The sequence below is a fragment of the Imperialibacter sp. EC-SDR9 genome, assembly GCF_902498805.1.
Taxonomy (GTDB): domain Bacteria; phylum Bacteroidota; class Bacteroidia; order Cytophagales; family Cyclobacteriaceae; genus Imperialibacter.
Genome location: NZ_LR701582.1, coordinates 113,180 through 135,831 on the forward strand (window position 1 = coordinate 113,180; position 22,652 = coordinate 135,831).

Below are 22,652 nucleotides of genomic sequence, written 5' to 3' on the forward strand. Positions count from 1 at the left end.
ATGTACGGTGGTGCGCTCAGTAAGCGGCCGGTTACTTGAGTAAGTCGATACTCCTCTGGATCGTTTGCTGATCAGTGGATGTTTTAGCCAATGCAAGTGCCCGCTCAAGGTGAGCCTTCGCTTTAGTGTTGTCGATGCCTTTGTAAAGTTCGCCAAGCAGCATAAAGTAGAAGTGATTGTCAATTAGTTTCAGTTTCTCAGCTTCAATGATCGCTGCCTCCTTTCCATTGACTTTGGCAAGTGCATAGGTTCTATTCAGTGCAGCTATGGGCGAGTAGTCAAGTTGTAATAACTGGTTGTACAACTGAAGGATGTTTTCCCACTTTTCTTTGGAGTCTTCTTTGATGGTGTGCCAGTAAGCAATGCTTGCTTCAAAGTGGTATTTGGAAACTCGGGCTCCTTGCGAGGCTTCTTTCAGGTAGATAGCGCCGCTTGTGATCAGCTCCTGGTTCCAAAGTGTTTCGTCCTGATTTTGATACAATACCAGCTCTCCATTTTGCCCTTTCCGGGCCTTTAGTCTGGAGGCGTGGAAACACATTAGCGCCATCAGTGCATTGACGGGCGGTGTATTTGTTTGAGGACTCCCTATGAGCAGCCGACAGAGCCTCATTGCCTCCCGGCAGAGCTCTTCCTGCACCACAGCTTCCTTGCTTTCCGAGTAGTAACCCTCATTAAACAGGAGATACAACGTGGTGAGTACTGCATCTATCCGGTTATTGATCTCGCTTTCTCCGGGGAACGCTATCGGTATCTTCTCTATTCTCAGCTTCTCCCTTGCCCTGAAGAGTCGCTTGTTGATGGTTTCCTTGTTGGTTAGAAAGGCATTGGCGATTTCATCGATGCCAAAGCCGCAAAGGATTCGGAGTGCCAAACCAATTTGCGACTCAACGGGGATGATCGGATGGCAGATAGCGAACAGCATTTGGAGCTGGCTGTCTGCAATGTTCTGATCCGATAAGTCGATATCAATTTCTGCTGTTGTCACCTCCGAGGGAGTCAAATTAGGCTTGACCTTATCCGTGAAAATATGCTGACGGGTGAGGTGGTTTTTTGCTTTGTTTTTGGCCACTGCATACAACCAGCCGGTGGGATTTTCAGGAATCTTGTTGTAAGTCCAGGTTTCAATGGCCAGCATGAACGTTTCGCTGGCAATGTCCTCGGCCGCTTCGATATGGTCGGCTCCGAAGAGTTTGCAAAGCACAGCAGTAATTTTGCTGAACTCAGTCCGAAACAGGTGAGGGATTAGCTCCTGGTGGGTCATTGATCAATAAGTGGAGTGTAGAGCATGGTGTATCTACCATGTGGTGCCACCAGCTAAGGCTGTGGGCACCACAGTCGTGCCCACAGCCCTAGCTGGTGGCACGACGAACATTGCCGTCGGTAGCATGACAGCTTCTTGAAGGCTAATGAACCCCATCGTTTTTGGCAATTCGCCTTACTTCCATCGTATTACCCTCGCCTTGCAGCACGGGGCATCCTTTGGCAAACTCTACTGCTTCTTCAACCGACGCTGCCCTTACGGTAATAAAACCGCCGATGGTTTCCTTGATGTCGCCGAAGGGGCCGTTGGTCACGACCTTTTTCGAACTCACAACCCGTGCGTTGTCGAATGGAAGGCCGGTGCCACTAACAAATTTGTTTTGCGCTGCAATGCCACCGATCCAATCCATGGTTTGCTTCATCCACTCCTGCATTTGCTCGGCCGAGGCTACTTTGGCCCCGTCTTCATGCCTCATGATCAATACATACTCATCCATGATAGTAATCTTTAGTGTTTCAGATAATTGATTTATACCCTCATATCAAATGAGTAGCGATCAATTGGACAGGTTGTAGAAATTATTTTCGGGAAGTTAGGAAAGACTTTCAGTTTTCAGGAAATCGCCATCTACAATCAGTAGCTTCACGCCCTTTTCTGACACTGACCGATGGGAGCTTAGCTCGTCGGATACTACATAGCTCATGTTTTTCCCCAATTTAAAGGTGCTTCCGTCCTCCATCTCGGTGATAAACTCCCCCTCAATGCAGTAAACAATATGCCCTTTCTGACACCAGTGATCTGCGAGGTAGCCAGCCCCATATTCAACAATGCGCACTCTTAATCCCGGCATTTGGAGTGTTTGCCAAAAGGAGGTGCCGGTTTCACCGGGATACTCGGTCTTTGGAATGGAATGCCAGTCGATGGTTTGGAAAGGAATGTTCATTGTATGCTCAGGGTTTGAAAGACAGCCCGGCTGACACAAGGGCTTTGTGCAACTTCGGCAAGGTAGAGGGCCCCATGCCATGAAGTTGCATTATCTCTGCTTCGGTGTGGTTGGCGAGCGCCTGCACGGTGGTGATGCCCTTTCCCTGCAAGGCACGCCTGGCCGGCGCCACAAGCGTGCTCAGAAAGTCATCATCTGGTTTTTCTTCATTGGCACAAATAGGACACACGGGACAGTCGCTGCTCTTGTAGTATTGGTGTCCCTTTTTACAAGTTCTGAGGGTTTTTTCGGGAGGAGTCATGAGAGAAGGAATGCGTGTTCTGAAATTATGAAAAAGGATTTACCTGGCCGGATCTTCATCGAAATGGTTAAAGCACGTGGGGAAGCCCACTGCTCTTCTCCCTTTTGAAGATCACAATGAACTCAGTAGTACTTCCACGATCAAATAAAAACCAGCTTTCAGTTACGGGCTCAAACTTCACCAGATCCCAGCCTTCGGCTCCCCACTCGTCGAAGTTGCGACTCAGCTCCGACTGGAAGTCCTTCTTTTTCAGGTGAGCAACGCTTATGGTTACGATCTTATATTCAAATTTCTGCATATCATCCTATCGACACTCTTCCCCCCTCTTTTGCAGATCGGTAAATAGCCTCCACTACCCGAATATCTTTCAAGCCTTCTTCTCCAGGCACCATCACTGCCTGTTTCTTCATGATAGCCATGGCATCGTCGTCCATTTGTTTGGCTTGCTCGTTGTTGATCGGCTTGTTCAGCTTAATGCCGTCGCTTGTTACTCCATCAATGCCGCTGTAGGCAGAGAATGGCTCCAGCTTGTACCAACCATTACTACAGTCGACCTGCATAGCATTCATGCCCCTGCCAAAGCTGGCCTCGCAGGCTGCTGTGGCTCCGCCTGGGAATTCAAGATCGAATAGAATGGTTTCCTCTACTTCGTGGTAAATCTCGGGCCTGGTTGTGGAGGCTTTGGCCGTGACGGCTATTGGTTCCAGTCCGGTAGCATATCGGGCAGCGTTGAGAGGGTAAACACCCATGTCGTACATTACACCGCCTCCCATTGCTTTGATCTGCTTCCAATGGTCGGTGCGCCCTTCCCTGTAGCCGGCAGCAACCGTCACCTTTTGCACTTTGCCATAGGTTTGGTCTTTTTGGAACCTCATGATTTGAATTGTATTGGGCTCATGTTGCATGCGGTAGCCTATGCTCAGCTTCACTTTGTTTTTGTTGGCGGCATCAATCATGCTCTGGCATTCGGCCTCACTCATCGCCATGGGCTTTTCACACCACACATGCTTACCAGCGTTGGCAGCTCTTATGCTATACTCGGCGTGCATAGAAGGAGGGAGGACAACGTAAATCACGTCTATGTCCGGATTGTTGGCCAGTTGATCATAGTTGTCGTAGTTGTAAACGTTTTTGTCTTTGATGTTGTACTTCTGCTGCCATTCTGGGATTTTGGATGGCGTGCCGGTGACAATGCCAGCCAGGTAGCAGTTTTGGGTGAGCTGTAGGGCTGGAGCCAGCAGGTCACGGCTGTAGTATCCAAGCCCAACAAGGGCTACGCCCAGCTTATCTTTTTGGCGGGGAACGATGATGTTGGCAAAAGCATGAGAGCTCAATGCCAGGCCTGACAGGCCGACCAGCGATTGTCCGATAAATGTTCTTCTGTTACTCATAGGGCATTCTTTTTGAAATAGTCTTTCATTTTAATTCTTGTAGCCTGATCAGGTAACTCACCATAGCAAGCAGCCATATTCTCTTTCACATGTGCCACCTGTGTGGTGGCGGGAATGGTACAAGTAACAGCAGGGTTTGATATGATATACTTTAAAAAATATTCGGCCCAGCTATTAATACCATATTCCTTTGCCCAGTCAGGCAAAGAAACTCCCTGAATATAGTTAAAAAGGCCACCAGTTTCAAAGGGCTGGTTGATAATGACGGCAACACCATGATCAGCGGCAAGTGGAAGCAGGTAGTCTTCGGCTGCATTGCTGCGAATGGAAAGGTTGATTTGAATGAAATCCAGCTTTTCCTTTTTGATAATTTCAGCCAATTGTTTGTGGGCATGGTCGAGGTAATGAGTAACGCCGACATATTTGAGTTTGCCTTCTTCTTTCAAAGACCGAAGCGTTTCCAGGTGAGTCTCCAGGTCTACAAGGTTGTGCACCTGAAGCACCGAGGGCCATTTCCGAAAGTAGCCCAACGAATTTTCGATCTGTCCTTTGCCAGCAACCTTCCCCTGTGTCCAAACTTTCGTTGCTACCCAAAGCTTATCCGTTACTTCCAGCTCTGCCGCAAGCTCTCCAATTACTTGTTCTGACCTGCCGTACATAGGAGAACTGTCAATCACCCGGCCTCCCTGGCTGATGAATTCTTTCAACACATTTCTCATAGGGGCCCTTTCGTTCTCCGATTGGCCTACATTGAAAGTCAGCCAAGAACCCATTCCTATGGCAGGGATTTGTTCTCCGGTTGATGGAATTGTTTTCATTAACATCTGGTTACCCAAAGCGGAAACGAGGCCAGGAGTGAGATAGAGGCCGGCTGCTGTTAACAGGCTTGTCTTCAAAAATGATTCTCTTGTCATTAGTTTAAAAATGATGCGGTAATCGGATAACTAACTGTACAAGTAGAGAAGAGAAACTAATTTACTGATTTAGAGGCTATGAAGCAAAAACACCCTGACTGGCACTCAACCAATCAGGGTGTTCGTCAACAAAGTTCCTGTAAGTTATCTCTCTATTCCGTTCTCAAAGAACTTGAGGGATTCATTGCCGCTGCCTTGTAAGAATGGACGCTCATCGTTAGCCAGGCGATAACGAAAGACAGGCCGCCGGCAAGGGCAAACACACCCACGCCAATGGTGGTGCGATAGGCGAAGTCCTGTAGCCAGGCGTTCATGGCAAACCAGGCCAGGGGCACAGTGACCACGAAGGCAATCAACACCAGCTTCATGAATTCCTTGCTGAGCAGTAAAATAATGGAGCTAATGGATGCGCCGAGTACTTTCCTGATTCCGACTTCCTTGGTGCGCTGCTCGGCGGTGAAGGCAGCAAGACCAAATAAACCAAGGCAAGCGATAAAAATGGCCAAACCAGCAAAAATCCCAAATATCTCGCCAACCTTTTCTTCTGCCTTGTATTCTGCATTGAATTCTTCATCATAAAAAGCATATTCAAATGGCTGACCTGGGGCAAACTCATCCCATTTACTGTGAAGGAAGCTGATGGCCTCTGGATATTCAATGGTATTCAGCCTGAAAGTGATTCGACTGGTGCTTTCACCCAGGAAGATGACAGCAGGCCTTATGTCTGTTTTCAACGACTCAAAATGAAAGTCTTTGACAACCCCTATGACTTTAAACACTGCGATTGTTGGATTTTCCGGGCTACTGCCTTCGCCGTCGAAGGTGCCCAACTCCTGTCCAATGGGATCGTCGGCTATTCCAAATTGTTTGGCAGTCGCTTCGTTGATGATGATACTTGTAGAATCTGTGCCAAAGTCCTTTGAGAAGTTACGCCCTTCTATCAACTCCATGCCCAGGGTTGGGATATAGTCGTAGTCTACATAAAACATAGCAAGGGATGTAGTGCTGTTGCTCTTTGGGTTTCTTCCCGGGAACATCGCACTATTGTTGTTGTTTGACCTGATTGGTAAAAAGCCGCTAATAGAACCACTCTGGAAGTAGTCGTTGGCTACAACCTCATTTTTGAATGATTCGATTGACTTGTCCAGTACGTACGTGTTTTGTAGCACGATCAACTGCTCACGATCGTAGCCCAGTTTTTTTGTTTGAATATAGTCGAGCTGATCGAAAACGATAAGTGTACCAACCACCAGAAAGATAGAAATAGAGAATTGTAGCACCACCAATACACTTCTAAGTGAGCCGCTCTTCATGCCAATATTTAGCTTTCCCTTCAGGACACTGGCTGGCTGGAAGGCGCTGAGAAAGAATGCCGGATAGCTGCCGGCTAAAAGACCAACAACTATCAGGATTGCCACCAACGAGACTGCCAACGTGGGTGTGGCAAGAATGCCTAGGCTGAACACTTTCCCGGTAAGCTCATTGAAGTAGGGCAAGGCAACTGCCAGCAGTCCAATAGCCACTACAAAGGAAATAGCGGTGATAATTAAGGACTCCAAAAGAAACTGACTGACCAGGTTATGTCTGTAGGCGCCCATTACTTTTCTGACTCCCACTTCCTTGGCTCTGTTGGCAGAGCGGGCTGTAGCGAGGTTCATAAAATTGACGCAAGCAATGATCAGAATGAAAGCGGCAACCGCCGAAAAGATGTAGACATATTTGATGTCGCCCGGAGGGCCTAATTGGGCATCGACCTGAGAATGGAGGTGGATGTCGGTAACGGGCGTCATGTAGTAGCCGATGTTATTACCAGCCTCTGCGAAGTCTTCCATAGATGCGCCCATAAAGCGCTCCAGTTCCGGTCCAATATATTTCTCTACCATCTCAGGGAACTTGGCTTCCAGGTTTTCCACCGAAGCGCCTTCAGCCAGGCGGAAATAAGTTTGAAAATTTTGACTTAACCATATCGCATTTTTGGCTTCATCAAGTGTTTCCATACTCGCCAGAATATCAAAGTGGAAATGAGTGTTTTGAGGCAAAGGTGCCATCACACCAGTGATTTTGTAATCCTGATCGTTCGATATCTTTACCACTTTACCCACGGCCTCATCATCTCCAAAAAGCTTTTTGGCAAGGACTTCTGTAATAACCAGCGTTTTCGGTTCTTTCAGTGCGGTGGCTGGGTCGCCTGATATCATGTTGATGCCGAAGAAATCGAATACATTGGCGTCAACGTATGCCACACTTTCTTCTTTGTACACATCCTCACCATATTTAACCAGAAAGTAGCCCCTGGTTCTGAACCGTACATAGTCTTCTACTTCTGGAAAGTCTTCCTTCATTTGTGGACCCTGAGCAGCACTGACAACGGCGATATTGAATTCATTACCGCCAAACCGGCCAGTCATGTCCATCCGGTACATTCGTTCTGCATGCGGCAGGTGCTTGTCGAAACTGAGTTCATCCTGTACAAAAAAGACGATCAGCAGAAAGGAGCAGATGCCAATGGCCAGCCCCAATATGTTGATGAGAGAGAAAAACTTGCTTCTTCGCAACGAGCGAAAAGCAATAAGTAAGTAGTTGGTTAGCATAGTAGTCCTATTTTGAGTTTGATAACATCAACGGAAAAGGCGACGGTAGGTTGTATTGCAAGGTAGCTTTCTTTACCATTAAATTGTTTTGCATCTATTTGACAACATTGCTTTTGCCAAGGTTACATGGCAGATGCAAAATAGTGATGAAGGGTTGCGTCGGAGGTCAGTTGTTAATTACCCGCTGCGTGGTATCGGCTTTTTGGATCAGCAGGGAGTCAGGGGGACTGGTGTCGGGGAGCACGGGTGAGTCGTAGTACACAGGAGGAGGGGTGGGGAGCTCGTCTTTATTTTTATTTGGGTCGACCAACGCATCCTTCACCTTTCGTAAAACATTAAGAAAGTTAAATGACTGAGGGCCGGCCATGGCAGCCCGTTGGTTCTCGGCTGCATCCATGCTGTATTTGCGGTAGTCGTAAATGAGCACCTGCTGCGTAAGTGCCACCATGTTCTTTTCAACGTTTTTATATTCCTGGTCCGAGAGTTCGAGCGTCAGAATGGCTTGCTTAAACTTTTCGATGGAAGCGGGAAGCACCGTAATATTGGCATTCTCCATCATGATGGTGTCTTTTTGGAGCATCAGCTTGGTTTCAAAAACGGGCGAATTCAATCCCTTTGGAATAGTCAGTTGCTGCGTTTTGTAGCCAACGTACGAAACACTCACCGTGTCACTTTTGCCCACCCGCACCTTAAAAATACCTTTAAAGTCGGTAGTAGTAGCTCGCTCCTTCACCGTTATGTGAGCAAAAGGAAGGCCGGTATAACTCTCGTCTTCAAGTACCTGTCCAATTACCAACACTGAATCGGCCGGGCTCGATTGTGCATAGCTATTGCCATAGAACAAAACTGCAAAAAGAAGAGTAAGAATCAGGTTTCCCGATTGGCGCATTGCAGGTTTTTTGAGAGCACGAAATTACGGTTCTCTATAAGAATGCCAAAACAGGTGAAATAGTTGTAACGACGCTAATTATAAACGGATAAACAGGTAGTAGGTGTACGAAAAGAAGCAAAGGAGATATAGAAAGCCCTCAGCCCTGTCCAGCTTGTATTTTCCGAAAGTATACATAAAAACGAAGAGCATCATGGTGCCGCCCATGATTACATAAAGGTCAGTGTTAAGCACCGTGTCGAAAGTCAACGGGCTATATCCAGAGCTCACAAGACCCGAGGTTCCCAGCACCAGCAATAAATTGAAAACGTTGGAGCCTATGATGTTGCCTATGGCCAGGTCTGACTTCTTATGCAGGGCAGCTACCACGGTAGTGGCTAACTCGGGCAGGGACGTGCCCGCTGCGAGAATAGTCAAACCGATCAATCTTTCGCTGACTTCAAAAAAACGGGCCATCGCCACCGCATTGTCAACAATCAGCTTCCCTCCAAAAGTAAGGCCGGCCAATCCGCCAATGACCATGAGTGTCGTCTTCACACTGGTAAAGACCACAATATCTTCTTCCTCTTCCGAACTTCCTCCTTTTTTGAGATTGAAGAAGATATAGAGCAGGAACATGGAAAACATGAAGAGCAGAATCACGGAGTCGACTATGCTAAGGATGTTTTCTTTTGCTCCAAAAAAGAGGACATCGTTGACGAGAACAAAGAAAACGAGCGTGGCGAGAAGGGAGTAGGGGATTTCTTTCCAAAGGGAGCTCTTTTGAACAGAGATGGGGTAGATAACAGCTGCAATTCCCAGAATCAGGAACATGTTGAAGATGTTTGACCCAATGATGTTGCCAAACACCGCTCCATCGTAGCCCTCCGTTCCCGATATGATATTCACCACCAACTCTGGGGCGGAGGTGCCCATGGCAACTATGGTTAATCCAATTGCGATGTCTGAAACATGAAATCGTTTGGCAAGGGACGAGGCCCCGCTTACCAGAAAGTCTGCCCCCTTGATAAGGAGGACGAATCCTACAATAACTAAAACGATATTGATTAGTATTTCCACGGTCAATGAGGTCGATAGTTCAAATAAGGTATACTAATATAAATATTTTTAGATTTAGTTATATAATACAGCACGAAATCAGGGATGAATTGACCAGGATTATATTCAAAAATGCAAAAAGCGTACATAAGAAAGGCCCATGGGTGCATGGGCCTTTCAAGAAAAAGCGGCAAATCTGCTATTTCAATTTCATATCAGCTATGATGCCATCGATTCTTTTCATCAGAAGGCCTTCGGCATTTTTGAGCTCTTCAGCATTTTTCACCGGTGTGGTTACGCTAAAGTAGAATTTTATTTTTGGCTCTGTGCCTGAGGGCCTTGCGGAGATTTTGCTACCATCTTCAGTGAAAAACTGCATCACATCAGACTTAGGATAATCCAATTTGGAAGTTTTGCCTGTCACAAAGTCCCTTTCCTCCAGCAATGTGTAGTCTGCTAGTTTGAGCAGTTTACTACCGTTGATCGTTTTGGGTGGGTTGGCTCTCAGGTCGTCCATCATTTGTTTGATTTCTTCCTGCCCTTTGATTCCCTTCTTAGTTAGTGAAATGAGGTGCTCCTTGTAGTAGCCAAATTTGAGGTACATCTCGTTCAGCATCTGAAACAAACTCATTCCCTTATCTTTGGCAAAGGCCGTCATTTCTGCAATGAAAGCACAAGAGGCAATGGCATCTTTGTCTCTTACCGCATCGCCTATCAGATAGCCGTAGCTTTCTTCGCCACCACCAATAAAGGTTTCCTTGCCTTCGAGCTCTCTGATCAAAGCAGCAATGAACTTAAAGCCGGTGAGTGTTTCGTAGCATTTTACTTTGTAGCCGTCGGCGATTTTGCCAATGAGGTCGGTGGTGACGATGGTTTTTACCACAAACTGCTTGCCGTCGAGTTTGCCGTTGTTTTTCCACTGCTCCAGCAGGTAGTATACCAGCAAGGCTCCCGTTTGGTTGCCATTGAGGAGCTGAAATTCGCCTTTGTCATTTTTCACTGCTATGCCCACTCTGTCTGCATCGGGGTCGGTGGCCATCACAAGGTCAGCGTCAATGGCCTTCGCTTTTTTCAAAGCAATGCTCATAGCCTCAGCTTCTTCTGGGTTGGGATACACCACCGTTGGGAAGTTGCCATCGGGCGTGGCCTGCTCGTCTACAATGGTTACGTTTTCAAATCCCATTCTTTTCAGGATTTCTGGCACTAAAGTAATGCCCGTGCCATGGATGGGCGAGAAGACTATTTTCAGATCCTTTTGCCTTTTGATGATATCAGGCGAAAGGCTTCCTGCTTTGATCGCTTCCAGGTAAGGCTCGTCTACTTCTTTGCTTATCTTTTCAATAAGCGAGTTGTTTGGTGCGAACTTTACGTCGTCGATGCTCTTGATATTGCCGACTTCGGTTATGGTGTTCTTGTCGTGTGGTGCAATCATCTGTGCGCCGTCGTTCCAGTAGGCTTTGTAACCGTTGTATTCTTTAGGGTTGTGAGAAGCTGTGATGACTACACCACTTTGGCAGCCAAGGTGACGGATGGCAAAGGAAAGCTCGGGAGTGGGGCGAAGTGCGTCAAAAAAATACACTTTGAAGCCATTGGCTGAAAATACATCGGCGGTTGTTTGAGCAAAGAATGGGCTATTGTTCCGACTGTCGTGAGCAATGGCCACTTTTACTTGCTTGCCGGGGTAGGTTTTTTTTAAGTAGTTGGCCAGCCCCTGGGTGGCCATGCCTATGGTGTATTTATTGATCCTGTTAGATCCAGTGCCCATAATGCCCCTGAGGCCGCCTGTGCCAAACTCAAGGTCTCTATAAAAGCATTCTATCAACTGGGATTTGTCGGTAGAAGCGACCATGGCCTCTACTTCTTTTCTGGCTGCGTCGTCAAGGTTTTTGCTCGATAGCCATTGTTTCGCTTTTATCAGGGCTTGCTGTTCCATAAATGTTCAGTTATTTTGAGAGGGGAATTTAGCAGATATGTTTTCAAGACAAAAGGGTCTTCGGATTTCTTCAATAAAAATGAAGGCAATGCTAAAAATCTGAAGGCTTGCTTGAATCTTAAAGTAAGTATTCCAAAGTTTGTGCGCTTTAAACCTATTGAATAATCTCTTAAGAAAGCTTCGAATATGGATATCAATAAACTTGACAAGGCTCTCATTGACTTGGTGGAAACAAAGATTGCCTTAAGCGGACTTAGCTACGACGACCCAAAGTACGATGACCTGGAGGAGTTACTGCACGACCAGGAAGATGAGTTTGTTGAGAATTACGGCGACTATATTGAGGAGGCGCTAAGAGATGTGCATGATGAATTCTGCCCCGACAGTGAGGTGTTGCTGCCAATAGCCTACCTGGCAAATGAATACATTAAGAAGGAGGCAGACGGAAAGGTTACTTACACCACGCTGACCAATCAGGGTGTGCCGGTGGATATGGATGACTTTCCTGATAAGAAAACAAGGATTGTTCTTATTCCTGCTCCTACACGCCTGGTGCTTATTGTTGATGCACAGAATCAGCAGGTTGTTTGGAAAGCGGAGTAACCAGGGTTAATCTACATTCTTTCAAACATCAAAATGACCGTTTCCTTCTGTGAGAAGGGTGTAGTATATTTTCTGTAGGTCGTTCGCCCGAAAATGGCTATCATTATCTGACCAGGCACACACGTGCCCGACTATTGTCAGATCATTTGTAAACCTACTTAATAATGAAAAAACACTTTATTCTTGCCGCCTTTGTGTGCTTTGCAGGTAATCTGCTGGCCCAAACCGGCAAAGTTTTCGACAACCTTACTGTTACCAGTAAAATTTTGAAGAGCGAACGCAAGTTCGCAATCTATCTCCCACCAGACTATGAGACGTCGCAACGCAGCTACCCTGTGCTTTACTTATTGCATGGCGCTGGCGATGATCAAACCGGCTGGGTGCAGTTTGGTGAGGTGCTGCGGATCGCCGACAAGGCCATTCTGGATGGTACGGCCACAGCCATGATCATTGTGATGCCTGACGCTGATACAGGCGTGAGGGGCTACTTCAATACCACCGATGGTAAGTGGAACTATGAAGACTTCTTCTTTCAGGAGTTGATGCCACACGTTGAAAAGACCTATCGGATCAAAGCAGACAAACGCTACAGAGCAGTGGCTGGCCTGTCCATGGGAGGCGGCGGCACCTTTATTTATGCGCTGCACCATCCAGAGCTATTCTCTTCGGCATGTCCATTGAGTGCCAGCACAGGCCCTCTCACTCCGGAGGATGGCCGCCGGTGGCTGGAACGAAGTGGTACGGAAAACCCTACTCAAGCCCAGTTGGAAGACTACTACAACAAGTTTGGTGTGAATAAGATCATTGACGGCATGGAGGCCGAAAAGCTGAAGTCAGTGAAGTGGTATATTGACTGTGGCGACGATGACTTTTTGTATGAAGGTAACTCGCTGGTGCACATAGCGCTAAGAAAAAAAGAAGTGCCTCACGAGTTCAGAATCAGAGATGGTGGCCACAACTGGACCTACTGGCGAACAGCCTTGCCAACGGTGTTGTCTTTTGTGTCAGACACCTTTCACCAGAAGTAAAAACAAAAGGGCGGTTGAAAGACCGCCCTTTATTGTGTTGTTTACCTGAAAACCTTATGCATGTTCCCGAAAGAGCTTCTCAAGCTGATAGCCAGGCACTGCACCTGACTGCCGCCATTTGATTTGCCCGCCTTTAAAAAGGATAAAGGTCGGGACGCCCGTTACCCGGTAGCTCTGGGCTGCTTTAGGGTTTTTGTCCACATCAATTTTGATGATCCTGGCCCTGTCTCCCAGCTTGCGTTTCACGTCGTCCAGCACCGGCGCCATGGCTTTGCACGGCCCACACCAGCTAGCAGTGAAGTCAACCAATACAGGTTGCTCACTTTTTATCAATTCAGAAAATGATTGTTTGCTCATAATGTTATTTCACTTCCTCATAAACTGTTTTCTGATCAGGTAAGTTCTCTTTTTTTGAAGCTGTTGGTACTGCACAGCCACCGGCTCCACAACACCCGGTATTGGTGACAGCCTGAAACAGCAAAAGCGCAGCCAGAACGCCTGACAACACATCGCTTAACTGAATAGCCTGGGCTGCCAGGAAAACTCCAAATCCAAGCCTGAGCCACCTCGCAAAATGCCATCCTGTGGTCACTAATTCGTAGATTTTTGTCATAAGTTCTGGAGAAAAACAAGGCTTGCAGGCGTGTAACGGAAGTGTTTAAACGACTGCTTTATCGAACTGCAAGCTTACTTGTCTAACTGGGTAGTTATCTTAATTTGTTTTGAAGACTCATCCAGCCACCGCCATTGTGCACGGTGTAGCCCTTTGATTTAAGAAGGCTTTTGGCTGATCCGCTTCGCATGCCCGATGCACAGCAGGTAATAATGGTCTTTTCTTTCTTCAGCTTTCCAAGGTTATTTCCCAGCACCTGAAGAGGGATGTTGATAGCACCCTTTACATGGCCGCCAGTATATTCCCCTTTTGTGCGAACGTCCACTATGATGGCGCCGTCCTTCACCAACTGCTTTAAATCAACAGATGGCCCCATGCCTAGCATGTTTTTGATAGCTTGAATCATATGATTAGCTATTAACCATTTCCATGTTTACCTCAAGCCATGAACCGCCATTAGAGCAGTCTATCCCCTGGGCTTTTAAGAAGCCAGCCGCCTGACCACTTCTGTTGCCACTAGCGCAGCAAAGAATGATGGGCTGAGCCATTTTCTTGATCTCCTGAACTTTTGAAGTGATGTCTTGTAATGGAATGTTGATTGATCCCCGTACGTGTCCACCCATGAATTCTCCTGGAGTACGCACGTCTATTACTGTTGCGTTCTTACTCATTTTAGATATAAAGTTTATTTGATAAGATTATTTTTTCTTTGTGCTGATGCCAAACGGTAGATAAAGCGGACAAACTCCAATGAAGCTTGTGAGGATAAAAACGCCCGCAAGTATCAATAAAATAGTGGCGGCCATACCGGATAACTCTCCGAAGTAGTAAAGTGCGCCGATGACCAGTGCCAGAACGATTCTGATCACCTTGTCGATTGAACCCATATTTGCTTTCATGATAGTTGTATGATTAGAGGTTTATGTCCTAATACGATACAAATATCCGACGGCAATCGGGCGAAGTATGTGACTTTGGTTACGTTGGAATTTTTTTTGAAAAAAGAAGCCTTCAGTCCTGTAGTTAGCTGAACCCAAGAGTGTTCCTCACCCTATCTAACACCTTCCGGGCAATCACTCTGGCTTTTGCCTCTCCTTCCTGTAGTTTGGCTTCCAGTTCGTCCTGGTGAGTCATGAAGTAGTCGAATGTGGTTCGTTCTTTGGAAAAATGGGAAAGAATCAATTCAAGCAATTCCTTTTTTGCATGGCCGTAGCCGTAATTGCCTCCCAGGAATTTACCCCGCATGGCTTCGACGTCAGAAGGTGATGCCAGCAGGCTGTAAAGTTTGAATACATTATTTGTATCAGGATCCTTCGGCTCTTCCAGAGGAGTAGCGTCTGTTACGATAGACATCACCTGTTTTTTGAGGTCCTTTTCAGAAGCAAAAATATCGATTGTGTTGCCGTAAGACTTGCTCATTTTCTGACCATCGATACCCGGTATTGTCATAAGCTGCTGGTCAATCCGGGCTTCCGGCATAACAAACACCTCGCCATAGCGGCTGTTGAAAGCCCCTGCGATGTCTCTGGCCATTTCCAGGTGCTGCAGCTGGTCTTTTCCTACCGGCACCACATTGGCATCATAGAGCAAGATATCAGCTGCCATCAGCACAGGATACACGAAAAGCCCAGCATTGACATCAGCCAGCCTGTCCGACTTGTCTTTGAACGAATGGGCGTTCTGCAACATAGGAAACGGCGTGAAGCAGCTCAGGTGCCAGGCCAGCTCCGTTACCTCTGTTACCCTCGACTGACGATAGAATATATTTTTGTCGGTATCGAATCCACAGGCAAGCCAGGCAGCGGCAACTGCTTTGGTGTTTTCTCTTCTTACATTGGCATCCTTGATGCTTGTTAACGAATGCAGGTCAGCGATAAAGAAGAGGGAATCGTTCTTTTCCTGCCTTGAAAGTTCAATGGCCGGAATGATGGCTCCCATCAAATTACCTAAATGTGGTTTCCCTGAACTCTGTATGCCTGTAAGTATTCTTGCCATTGATCAAATTTTGGGCAAAGTAAATAAAAATCTTACGTTGATACTTCAGTAATAGTGATAAGTGTTGATCGTTAACTACCGACTGCGTTATTTCGTAACAAGTTTAGGATGAAAAATATGGAGACAATGAAAAGGCTGGTATTTACATTTTTGATGGGCAGTTTGCTGTTTTTTGCTGCAAGTAGTGCAGTAGCGCAAAGTGGTGCCGTCGCCGAGTTTACCGAAACAGAACACGATTTTGGAGATGTAAGAGAAGAGGAGGGCCCCATTACCCACACTTTTGAGTTTGTGAACAAAGGCAATGCGCCTATGGTGATATCCAGTGTGAAAGCCTCGTGTGGCTGTACTACCCCTGGCTGGAGCCAGGAGCCTGTATTACCCGGAGAAAAAGGTTTTGTCAAAGCGCAGTACAACCCAGCTAACCGCCCGGGTTCGTTTAGGAAGTCGCTTACCGTCACCAGCAACTCATCCGCTGGAGCTACCAGCTATTTATACATAAAGGGCAATGTGACGCCCAAGCCACGAACACCTGCCGATGACTATCCGAGCAAATTGGGAAACACCCGGTTCAAGTACCGGTCGATGAACTTCGGTGTGATTACAACTGAAAAGCCCATAACGAAAGAATTTGAGGTATATAACGACAGCGACGCAGCCATCACATTCAAAGAGAACATAGAAGCGCCGGCTCATATCAAGGTGTCGTATGATCCTTTGATTTTGGAGCCTAAGAAGGTAGGCAAAGTCGTTGTAACTTATGATGCAAAAGAAAAAGCCAGATTTGGCTATAATTCTGACAATGTGAAGCTTTTTACAGATGAGGCAGAGAGTGGTGAGAAGCTGCTTTATGTGCTGGCCACGATAGAAGAATATTTCCCACCAATGACAGACGCCGAAAAAGCCAAAGCAGCAAGGTTATCGTTTCAGGAAGTGACTCATGATTTTGGAAGGATTCAGCAAAGTGCCAGCGTTTCGTTCGACTTTGCCTATACAAACACAGGTAAATCTCCGCTCAATATCAGAGACACCCGAACCAACTGTGGTTGCACTGTTTCTACCGTAAGCAAAGAGGATTTAAAGCCGGGCGAAACCGGTATACTGTCAGTTACCTTCGACCCCAAGGGAAGAAAGGGAACACAACAGAAGACCATTACTATTTTCTCCAATGACCCAACAGCCTCAGCACAGACGCTGACAGTGAAGGCTTATGTAGAGTAAAAAGTATCTCAAAATTCACACAGTATGAAAGCCGCTCCAGAGCGGCTTTTTGCATTTAAGAGACCCGCTTCTAAATGACGGGAATTTACTTTAACGAGTCTGTGTTCATCCGAAGTGTTTTTGTGTCAAAAACAGTAATTGTCATATGGAAATAGGAATAGACAGCTTTGCTTCGATTGTGTCGGATAGTGAATCCGGTGTTGAGGCAGACAGCATGCAGGCGATGGCCAATTTGCTTGAAAGAATTGAACATGCGGATAAATCTGGGTTGGATGTGTTTGGCATCGGTGAACATCATCGCAGGGAGTTCCTCGATTCCTCTACCGTCACCATTCTGGCGGCGGCGGCCGCTCGTACTAAAACCATAAGGCTAACAAGCGCCGTAGCAGTGCTAAGCGCTGCCGATCCGGTGAGGGTGTTCCAAAGCCATGCGACGCTCGACCTCATTTCCAAAGGCAGAGCGGAAATGGTGGTAGGCAGGGGCTCTTCCATAGAAGCCTTTCCTCTTTTTGGCTTCGACCTGAAGGACTATGATCAGCTTTTTGCTGAGAAGCTGGGGCTTCTGCTGCATATCCGTGACAATGAAATTGCCAACTGGTCAGGTAAATTCCGGCCGAGGCTCGTGGATCAACCTATCTATCCAAGACCAGTTCAAACCCCATTGCCTATTTGGCTGGGAGTGGGCGGCACGCCGCAGTCGTTTGCCAGGGCTGGTATGCTTGGACTTCCACTCATGGTGGCCATCATCGGCGGCGATACGCATCGGTTTCGTCCACTGGTCGACTTGTACAGGAAGGCATGGCTGGAGGCTGGCCACCCCGAAAACGAGATGAAAGTAGGGCTGCACTCCCTGGGGTATGTGGCAAACACGACAGAAGGAGCTATAGCAGACTACTTCCCGGGCTTTTCTGCCAATATGACGAGGCTAGGGAAAGAGCGTGGGTGGCCGCCAATGACAAGAGAGCGATTTGAAATGGCACGGGCGCCGCTGGGCTCGTTGCTTTTGGGAAGCCCCGAGGAAGTGGCTGAGAAAATTTTACGGCACAGCGAGGCATTAGGAGGCATAGATCGGGTGACTTTCCAAATGGACAATGCCAACCTTCCTCATGAAAAAACCATGCAGGCTTATGACCTGATTGGTACGAGAATAAAACCGTTGATTCAGGGGTAGCGGCTAGATCTTTATCGTAGCAGGTCTGGGGGAAATGAGGTGCATCAGTATGAGCGCTACCACATAAGCGCACCCACAAATGATGAAAAGCACGCTGTAGCCGGCATTAATGTCTCCAAGCGCCTTGTAGTAGTCTAGCAACCGCCCCACAACAATTGGAAACAACACACCACCAAGGGCGCCCGCTAATGTGCCAATACCAATCAGGCTGCTGATGACCTTTTTTGGGAATTCATCTCCTATGGTTGTGAGAATGTTGGCGCTCCAACCCTGATGTGATGCCGCCGCCAGGCTGACTAATGCGACGGCGATCCACAAATTACTTAGGAACTGCGCCAGCATAATCGGCACTACACAAAGGGCAAACACCAGCATCGACACTCTTCTGGCTTTGAAGATAGGCCAACCCTTTTTGATCAGCCAGCTCGACAGGTAGCCACCCCCGATACTACCCAGGGTGGTGGCAGTGTAGATAATCGCCAGCAGCAGGCTAGGCTTGGTGAAGTCGACCTGAAAGGCATTGACAAAGTAGGAGGGCAGCCAAAACAAGAAGAACCACCAAATGGGATCTGAAAGGAATTTACCAACAATAAATGCCCAGGTTTGACGAAAGGAAAGCAGTTTGAGCCACGAAACCCTTATGGTACTTTCATCTTTTTCTTCATCATCGCTGTGGATGTAGTCGTATTCCTCCTTGCTTAGCCTTTTTTGCGATACTGGGATGTCGTAGAATCTCCACCACAAGGCGAGCCATACAAACCCCATGGCTCCGGTAAGGATAAAGGCTTCTTCCCAGCCCCACAGGGAGACAATAATGGGTACGAGGATTGGCGCCACAATAGCACCAACGTTGGTACCGCTAATGAAAATGCCAGTAGCCAACGCTCGTTCTTTCTTCGGAAACCATTCTGCCACGGTTTTGATGGCTGTTGGTAAATTCATTGCCTCACTCAGCCCCAGGACTGCTCTTGCTGAGGCAAAGCCAATAGTTCTAGTCGTTAGTGCATGTGCCATAGAGGCCAGGCTCCAAATGATCAAGGAAAGGGAGTAGCCCAATTTGGTGCCGATCCTGTCGATGAGTCCGCCAAAGCTAAGCAAGCCCAAGGCGTAGGATGCAGTGAAAGCCATCACCACATGGCTGTAGTCGATTTCACTCCAGCCAAAATACTGTTCCAGCGTGGGCTTAAGTATGCCTATGACCTGCCTGTCCACATACCGGAGGGTGGTGGCGTAGAACAATAAGGCACAAACATACCAGCGATAGTTCTTTATTACGCTTGATTTGAGCGAATGAGAAGAGTCGGCTGGCATGTGCGTTGACTAAATTCGAAGATGCGTAGGATCCGTTACAAGGTAGCTACGAATCAGAAGCCAAAATAGGTTTTAGCATTGTTGTAACAAACATCCTCTACCATTTTACCCAGCAGCGCCATGTCATTTGGAAGCTCACCGTTTTTCACATCTTCGCCAATGAGGTTACAAAGTATTCTTCTGAAGTATTCGTGCCTTGGAAAGGATAGAAAGCTTCTGGAATCGGTGACCATACCCACAAAAACAGAGAGGAGGCCCATGTTGGATAGTGTGTTCATTTGCTTCTCCATGCCATCTTTCTGGTCGAGGTACCACCAGCCGCTTCCCCATTGCATTTTCCCGGCGGTTGTTCCGTCGTTGAAATTGCCCGTCATAGTAGCGAACAGCTCGTTATCAGCAGGGTTGAGGTTGTAAAGGATGGTTTTTGCCAGTTGATTGCTGCTGTCAAGGTGATTGAAATACCTGGCCATGGTTTGGGCCTGTGGGAAATCGCCAATGGAATCAAAGCCAGTGTCAGGGCCCAGCTCCCGTAGCATCCTGTCGTTGTTATTTCTTAAGGCTCCAAGGTGAAATTGCTGTACCCAGCCTTTGCTGTGGTAAAGTGTGCTCAGGTGACTTAGGATAATAAAACGCAGACCAACTGCCTCAGAGGTAGTCAATGGGTGCCCTTCCAGGGCTTGAATGAAGAGTTTCTCGGCTTCTTTTTCGGTAATGTTGCTAAAAGGAAGAGTTTCCAGCCCATGATCCGCCGCACGGCAACCGTGGTCATGAAAGAAATTTACTCTGTTTTCAAGTGCTGTAAATAAGCCCTGAAGAGAGCTGATATTGACGGAAGAGGCTTCTGCTAGTTTTTGGACGTAGGTAGCATATGATGCAGAACCAGCAAATGTATATGCTTTGTCAGGTCTGAAGGTTGGCAGCATTTTGAGCGTTTTTGACGACTGCATTGCCTCATGGTAATGCAAGTCATCGCAGGGGTCGTCCGTCGTGCAAACAACCTCTGCATTCATTTTTGCCAGCAAACCCTGCACCCTGAAGTCTTCCCTTTGCAGCATGTTGGAACAATCTTCATAGATCTTCCGAGCACTTTTACCGTTGAGGAGTTCTGTCACACCAAAATACCTTTGAAGCTCCAGGTGGGTCCAGTGGTAAAGTGGATTGCGCATGGTTTTCGGCACTGTTTCCGCCCATTTCACGAATTTTTCTTCAGGAGTGGCGTTGCCGGTGCAGTAGCGCTCATCGATGCCGTTGATTCGCATTGCTCTCCACTTGTAGTGGTCTCCCTCAAGCCAGATTTCCGTGAGATCCGAAAACTGCCGGTTCTCAGCAATATCTTTCGGAGAGAGGTGATTATGGTAGTCTACGATGGAAGCATTTTTAGCATGCTTGTTATATAGTTGTTTTGCTTCTTCCGATTGTAAAAGGAAGTCCTCGGTTAAAAAGGTTGGGTTCATGTTTAGGTGTTAATCGTAAGAAGTCCTGTTGGTTGCACGCTTTCCATGGACATGCGTTCTAAATATTTAAATTATCGCTGACTAAACTCCACAATAGGCATTGAATCCGCCGTCAACTGGCACCACCACTCCGGTAACAAACTTGGAAGCGTCGGAACACAACCAAAGTAAGGTTCCAATGAGCTCTTCGGCGTCGCCAAATCGGCCAAATGGTGTTTGGTTGATCACAGCATTTCCCCGGGCTGTTAGCGTTCCATCAGGGTTAGTTAACAAGGCTCGGTTTTGCTCGGTGAGGAAAAATCCTGGCGCAATCGCATTTACACGTATGCCTTCACCCACTTTTTTTGCCATTTCTACAGCTAGCCACTGCGTGAAATTGTCGATAGCTGCTTTTGCAGCAGAATAGCCCACCACCCTGGTGATAGGCCTGAAGGCCGACATAGATGAAATGTTGATAATAATGCCTTTTTTGTTGGCGGCCATTACTTCACCAAATATTTGGGAGGGTAGCACTGTGCCCAGCAGGTTTAGATCTACTACCTGCTGAAAGGCCTTCGTATCAAGGTCAAAGAATGTTTTGTCAGGTGAAATGGTAGCCCCTGGCATATTTCCGCCAGCTGCATTGACCAAAACATCAATTCGCCCGGTAACCTTCAGGATGTCTTTCTTAACACCTAACAGGTTCTCTTTGTCCAGTACGTCGGTCTTGAAAAAGCTGGCTTTACCACCAGTTTTTTCGATGTCATTGACGAGGCCGTTACCCGCATCTTCCCTTCGGCCGAGAACGACCACATGAGCGCCTGCTGCCGCCATATTTTTCGCCATCACCGAGCCCAATATGCCGGTGCCGCCAGTGATCACAATTGTTTTGCCTTCTACTGAAAATAGTTGGTTGGGGGATTGATTCATGAATAGCCTACTTGTTAAATTCTTTGAACTGTTTGTTCATTTCTTCGTCACTCAAAAACTTACCGGAACTGAGCAGTACCCTGTGGTTGAAAACGATAGATTCGCCCGGGTTCAGTGTGGTAGTAAACTCTGGATCGGTGGGGACGTAAGCTTTGGAAGCCAGGTTGTTGACTGCAAACAGCCCGTAACCACGAGCATGCCAGTGCGCTGGATAGCCCATGTTTTTCTTGTTGTCTACCATGGCGATGGTAATATCTTCGTCTCCTTTGGTAGCAGAAAGGCTGACCCAGTCGGCTCGTTTGCCCCATACGTCACCTTTTTCAAGCCCACCACTGTTTCTGTACACACCGTTCACACCTTCGTTGTTAAGGGCAGCAACGGTTGTTGGATTGCCGGCGGCATCGGTAAATACTTCCGGCTTGTTGCTGGGTTCTTCAAACGCACGATCCAACCTGATGCCCATCATGCCTTCTTTTGACTCCTCAAAGACCACTTTGTCTTTTTGGGCAGTTAGTTTCGTTGTGCGGTCTACTGTCCTCAAATCGCCAGTACCTGAAAATACCAGCGTAGTTTCTTCCACCAATAGTACTTTGCCTGAATTGTCTGCCCAATTGGATTGAACCACCAACGTGCCTTTGCCCTTGCCGCCTTCTGCTTTTATAACTTTTTGATGACGGATGCTACCATAGTCTTTCTTTTGTTCGGCTGGAATGGCGTAAGAGTTGTTCCAAAAATCAAGATTATTCACATCTCCATAATTGAACCACAACCCCACATGATGAGGGTGATCTATCCGCTCTCCTGCTCTTGGATCTCTGGGGAAACCCCTTGTGATCACTGTTCCGTTTGCCGTGTATATTGGGTATAGTACTGGCTTGTCCAGGTCTTCGGGATAGATATAAGATGTGAAGAGTTTTCCATCTATCATCACATCTACCTTTTTGTTCTTCTCGTCAGTTACAAACTTCACAGCCTTCATTTGTGCATACCCAACATGGGCGATCAGTACAAACAGGAATAATGCAGTACCTGTTTTTGCAATTTTACTTAGTAGATTCATTAATGATGTGGTTTATAATTTGATTTTGG

General features: G+C 47.1%; 25 protein-coding genes. 4 read left to right on the forward strand and 21 right to left on the reverse strand.

From position 1 onward, the window contains the following. Positions 1-31 precede the first annotated feature (31 nt). The 11 genes from GC130_RS11815 to GC130_RS11865 all read right to left on the reverse strand — a co-directional run bounded on the left by GC130_RS11815 (position 32) and on the right by GC130_RS11865 (position 11,261). Entirely contained in the window at positions 32-1,261 is a 1,230-nt protein-coding gene (locus tag GC130_RS11815; RefSeq protein WP_151998515.1) for an RNA polymerase sigma factor, read from the reverse strand. A gap of 142 nt (positions 1,262-1,403) precedes the next feature. Next, a complete protein-coding gene (locus GC130_RS11820) occupies positions 1,404-1,757 on the reverse strand; it encodes a YciI family protein (protein WP_151998516.1) in 354 nt (117 codons plus the stop codon). Positions 1,758-1,853: 96 nt separating this feature from the next. After that, a complete protein-coding gene (locus GC130_RS11825) occupies positions 1,854-2,204 on the reverse strand; it encodes a DHCW motif cupin fold protein (RefSeq protein WP_151998517.1) in 351 nt (116 codons plus the stop codon). A 7-nt stretch (positions 2,205-2,211) separates the two neighbouring features. Then, positions 2,212-2,505 carry an RNA polymerase alpha subunit C-terminal domain-containing protein gene (locus GC130_RS11830; protein ID WP_151998518.1) on the reverse strand — a complete coding sequence of 98 codons (294 nt, stop codon included), beginning with the start codon at positions 2,503-2,505 and terminating at the stop codon, positions 2,212-2,214. A gap of 67 nt (positions 2,506-2,572) precedes the next feature. Continuing rightward, a complete protein-coding gene (locus GC130_RS11835) occupies positions 2,573-2,803 on the reverse strand; it encodes a DUF4177 domain-containing protein (RefSeq protein WP_151998519.1) in 231 nt (76 codons plus the stop codon). Position 2,804: 1 nt separating this feature from the next. Then, positions 2,805-3,896 carry a Gfo/Idh/MocA family protein gene (locus GC130_RS11840; RefSeq protein WP_151998520.1) on the reverse strand — a complete coding sequence of 364 codons (1,092 nt, stop codon included), beginning with the start codon at positions 3,894-3,896 and terminating at the stop codon, positions 2,805-2,807. Further along, on the reverse strand, positions 3,893-4,810 hold the full coding sequence (locus GC130_RS11845) for an aldo/keto reductase (protein WP_151998521.1): 918 nt from the start codon (positions 4,808-4,810) through the stop codon (positions 3,893-3,895). Before GC130_RS11845 ends, GC130_RS11840 begins: the two co-directional genes overlap by 4 nt. Positions 4,811-4,962: 152 nt before the next feature. Further along, complete coding sequence (locus GC130_RS11850; RefSeq protein WP_151998522.1) at positions 4,963-7,401, reverse strand: ABC transporter permease; 2,439 nt, start codon at positions 7,399-7,401, stop codon at positions 4,963-4,965. A 166-nt stretch (positions 7,402-7,567) separates the two neighbouring features. Continuing rightward, positions 7,568-8,290: a carboxypeptidase-like regulatory domain-containing protein gene (locus GC130_RS11855; protein WP_151998523.1), complete on the reverse strand. Its 723-nt coding sequence runs from the start codon at positions 8,288-8,290 to the stop codon at positions 7,568-7,570. Between the two features lie 78 nt (positions 8,291-8,368). Then, positions 8,369-9,349, reverse strand: coding sequence for a calcium/sodium antiporter (locus tag GC130_RS11860; RefSeq protein WP_226940449.1), 981 nt, complete (start codon positions 9,347-9,349; stop codon positions 8,369-8,371). A 178-nt stretch (positions 9,350-9,527) separates the two neighbouring features. After that, the gene (locus GC130_RS11865; protein WP_151998524.1) at positions 9,528-11,261 is read right to left on the reverse strand and encodes a phospho-sugar mutase; all 1,734 of its coding nucleotides are present in this window, start codon (positions 11,259-11,261) and stop codon (positions 9,528-9,530) included. Between the two features lie 186 nt (positions 11,262-11,447). On the opposite strand from GC130_RS11865, the gene GC130_RS11870 reads away from it, so the two are divergent. After that, positions 11,448-11,864 carry a hypothetical protein gene (locus GC130_RS11870; protein ID WP_151998525.1) on the forward strand — a complete coding sequence of 139 codons (417 nt, stop codon included), beginning with the start codon at positions 11,448-11,450 and terminating at the stop codon, positions 11,862-11,864. A gap of 164 nt (positions 11,865-12,028) precedes the next feature. Beyond that, positions 12,029-12,892 carry an esterase family protein gene (locus GC130_RS11875; RefSeq protein ID WP_151998526.1) on the forward strand — a complete coding sequence of 288 codons (864 nt, stop codon included), beginning with the start codon at positions 12,029-12,031 and terminating at the stop codon, positions 12,890-12,892. A 54-nt stretch (positions 12,893-12,946) separates the two neighbouring features. Here GC130_RS11875 and trxA read toward each other — a convergent pair whose 3' ends face one another. From trxA to trpS, 6 genes are all read right to left on the reverse strand, one after another. Continuing rightward, the gene (gene trxA, locus GC130_RS11880) at positions 12,947-13,249 is read right to left on the reverse strand and encodes a thioredoxin (RefSeq protein ID WP_151998527.1); all 303 of its coding nucleotides are present in this window, start codon (positions 13,247-13,249) and stop codon (positions 12,947-12,949) included. Between the two features lie 4 nt (positions 13,250-13,253). Continuing rightward, positions 13,254-13,505, reverse strand: coding sequence for a hypothetical protein (locus tag GC130_RS11885; RefSeq protein ID WP_151998528.1), 252 nt, complete (start codon positions 13,503-13,505; stop codon positions 13,254-13,256). 94 nt (positions 13,506-13,599) lie between these two features. Then, the gene (locus GC130_RS11890) at positions 13,600-13,911 is read right to left on the reverse strand and encodes a rhodanese-like domain-containing protein (RefSeq protein WP_151998529.1); all 312 of its coding nucleotides are present in this window, start codon (positions 13,909-13,911) and stop codon (positions 13,600-13,602) included. 4 nt (positions 13,912-13,915) lie between these two features. Beyond that, a complete protein-coding gene (locus GC130_RS11895) occupies positions 13,916-14,176 on the reverse strand; it encodes a rhodanese-like domain-containing protein (protein ID WP_151998530.1) in 261 nt (86 codons plus the stop codon). Positions 14,177-14,203: 27 nt separating this feature from the next. Continuing rightward, positions 14,204-14,404, reverse strand: coding sequence for a DUF2892 domain-containing protein (locus GC130_RS11900; protein WP_151998531.1), 201 nt, complete (start codon positions 14,402-14,404; stop codon positions 14,204-14,206). Positions 14,405-14,528: 124 nt separating this feature from the next. Beyond that, a complete protein-coding gene (gene trpS, locus GC130_RS11905) occupies positions 14,529-15,500 on the reverse strand; it encodes a tryptophan--tRNA ligase (protein WP_151998532.1) in 972 nt (323 codons plus the stop codon). Positions 15,501-15,626: 126 nt separating this feature from the next. On the opposite strand from trpS, the gene GC130_RS11910 reads away from it, so the two are divergent. Together GC130_RS11910 and GC130_RS11915 are read left to right on the forward strand one after the other, a co-directional pair. Beyond that, entirely contained in the window at positions 15,627-16,718 is a 1,092-nt protein-coding gene (locus GC130_RS11910; protein ID WP_193217841.1) for a DUF1573 domain-containing protein, read from the forward strand. A 145-nt stretch (positions 16,719-16,863) separates the two neighbouring features. Continuing rightward, positions 16,864-17,889: an LLM class flavin-dependent oxidoreductase gene (locus GC130_RS11915; protein ID WP_151998534.1), complete on the forward strand. Its 1,026-nt coding sequence runs from the start codon at positions 16,864-16,866 to the stop codon at positions 17,887-17,889. Between the two features lie 3 nt (positions 17,890-17,892). Here GC130_RS11915 and GC130_RS11920 read toward each other — a convergent pair whose 3' ends face one another. The 4 genes from GC130_RS11920 to GC130_RS11935 all read right to left on the reverse strand — a co-directional run bounded on the left by GC130_RS11920 (position 17,893) and on the right by GC130_RS11935 (position 22,623). Continuing rightward, a complete protein-coding gene (locus GC130_RS11920) occupies positions 17,893-19,200 on the reverse strand; it encodes an MFS transporter (protein ID WP_151998535.1) in 1,308 nt (435 codons plus the stop codon). Positions 19,201-19,253: 53 nt separating this feature from the next. After that, positions 19,254-20,654, reverse strand: a complete 1,401-nt coding sequence (gene uxaC / locus GC130_RS11925; RefSeq protein WP_151998536.1) for a glucuronate isomerase — start codon at positions 20,652-20,654, stop codon at positions 19,254-19,256. Between the two features lie 81 nt (positions 20,655-20,735). Further along, a complete protein-coding gene (locus GC130_RS11930) occupies positions 20,736-21,563 on the reverse strand; it encodes an SDR family oxidoreductase (RefSeq protein WP_151998537.1) in 828 nt (275 codons plus the stop codon). 7 nt (positions 21,564-21,570) lie between these two features. Then, the gene (locus tag GC130_RS11935; protein ID WP_151998538.1) at positions 21,571-22,623 is read right to left on the reverse strand and encodes a PmoA family protein; all 1,053 of its coding nucleotides are present in this window, start codon (positions 22,621-22,623) and stop codon (positions 21,571-21,573) included. Between the last annotated feature and the right edge of the window lie 29 nt (positions 22,624-22,652).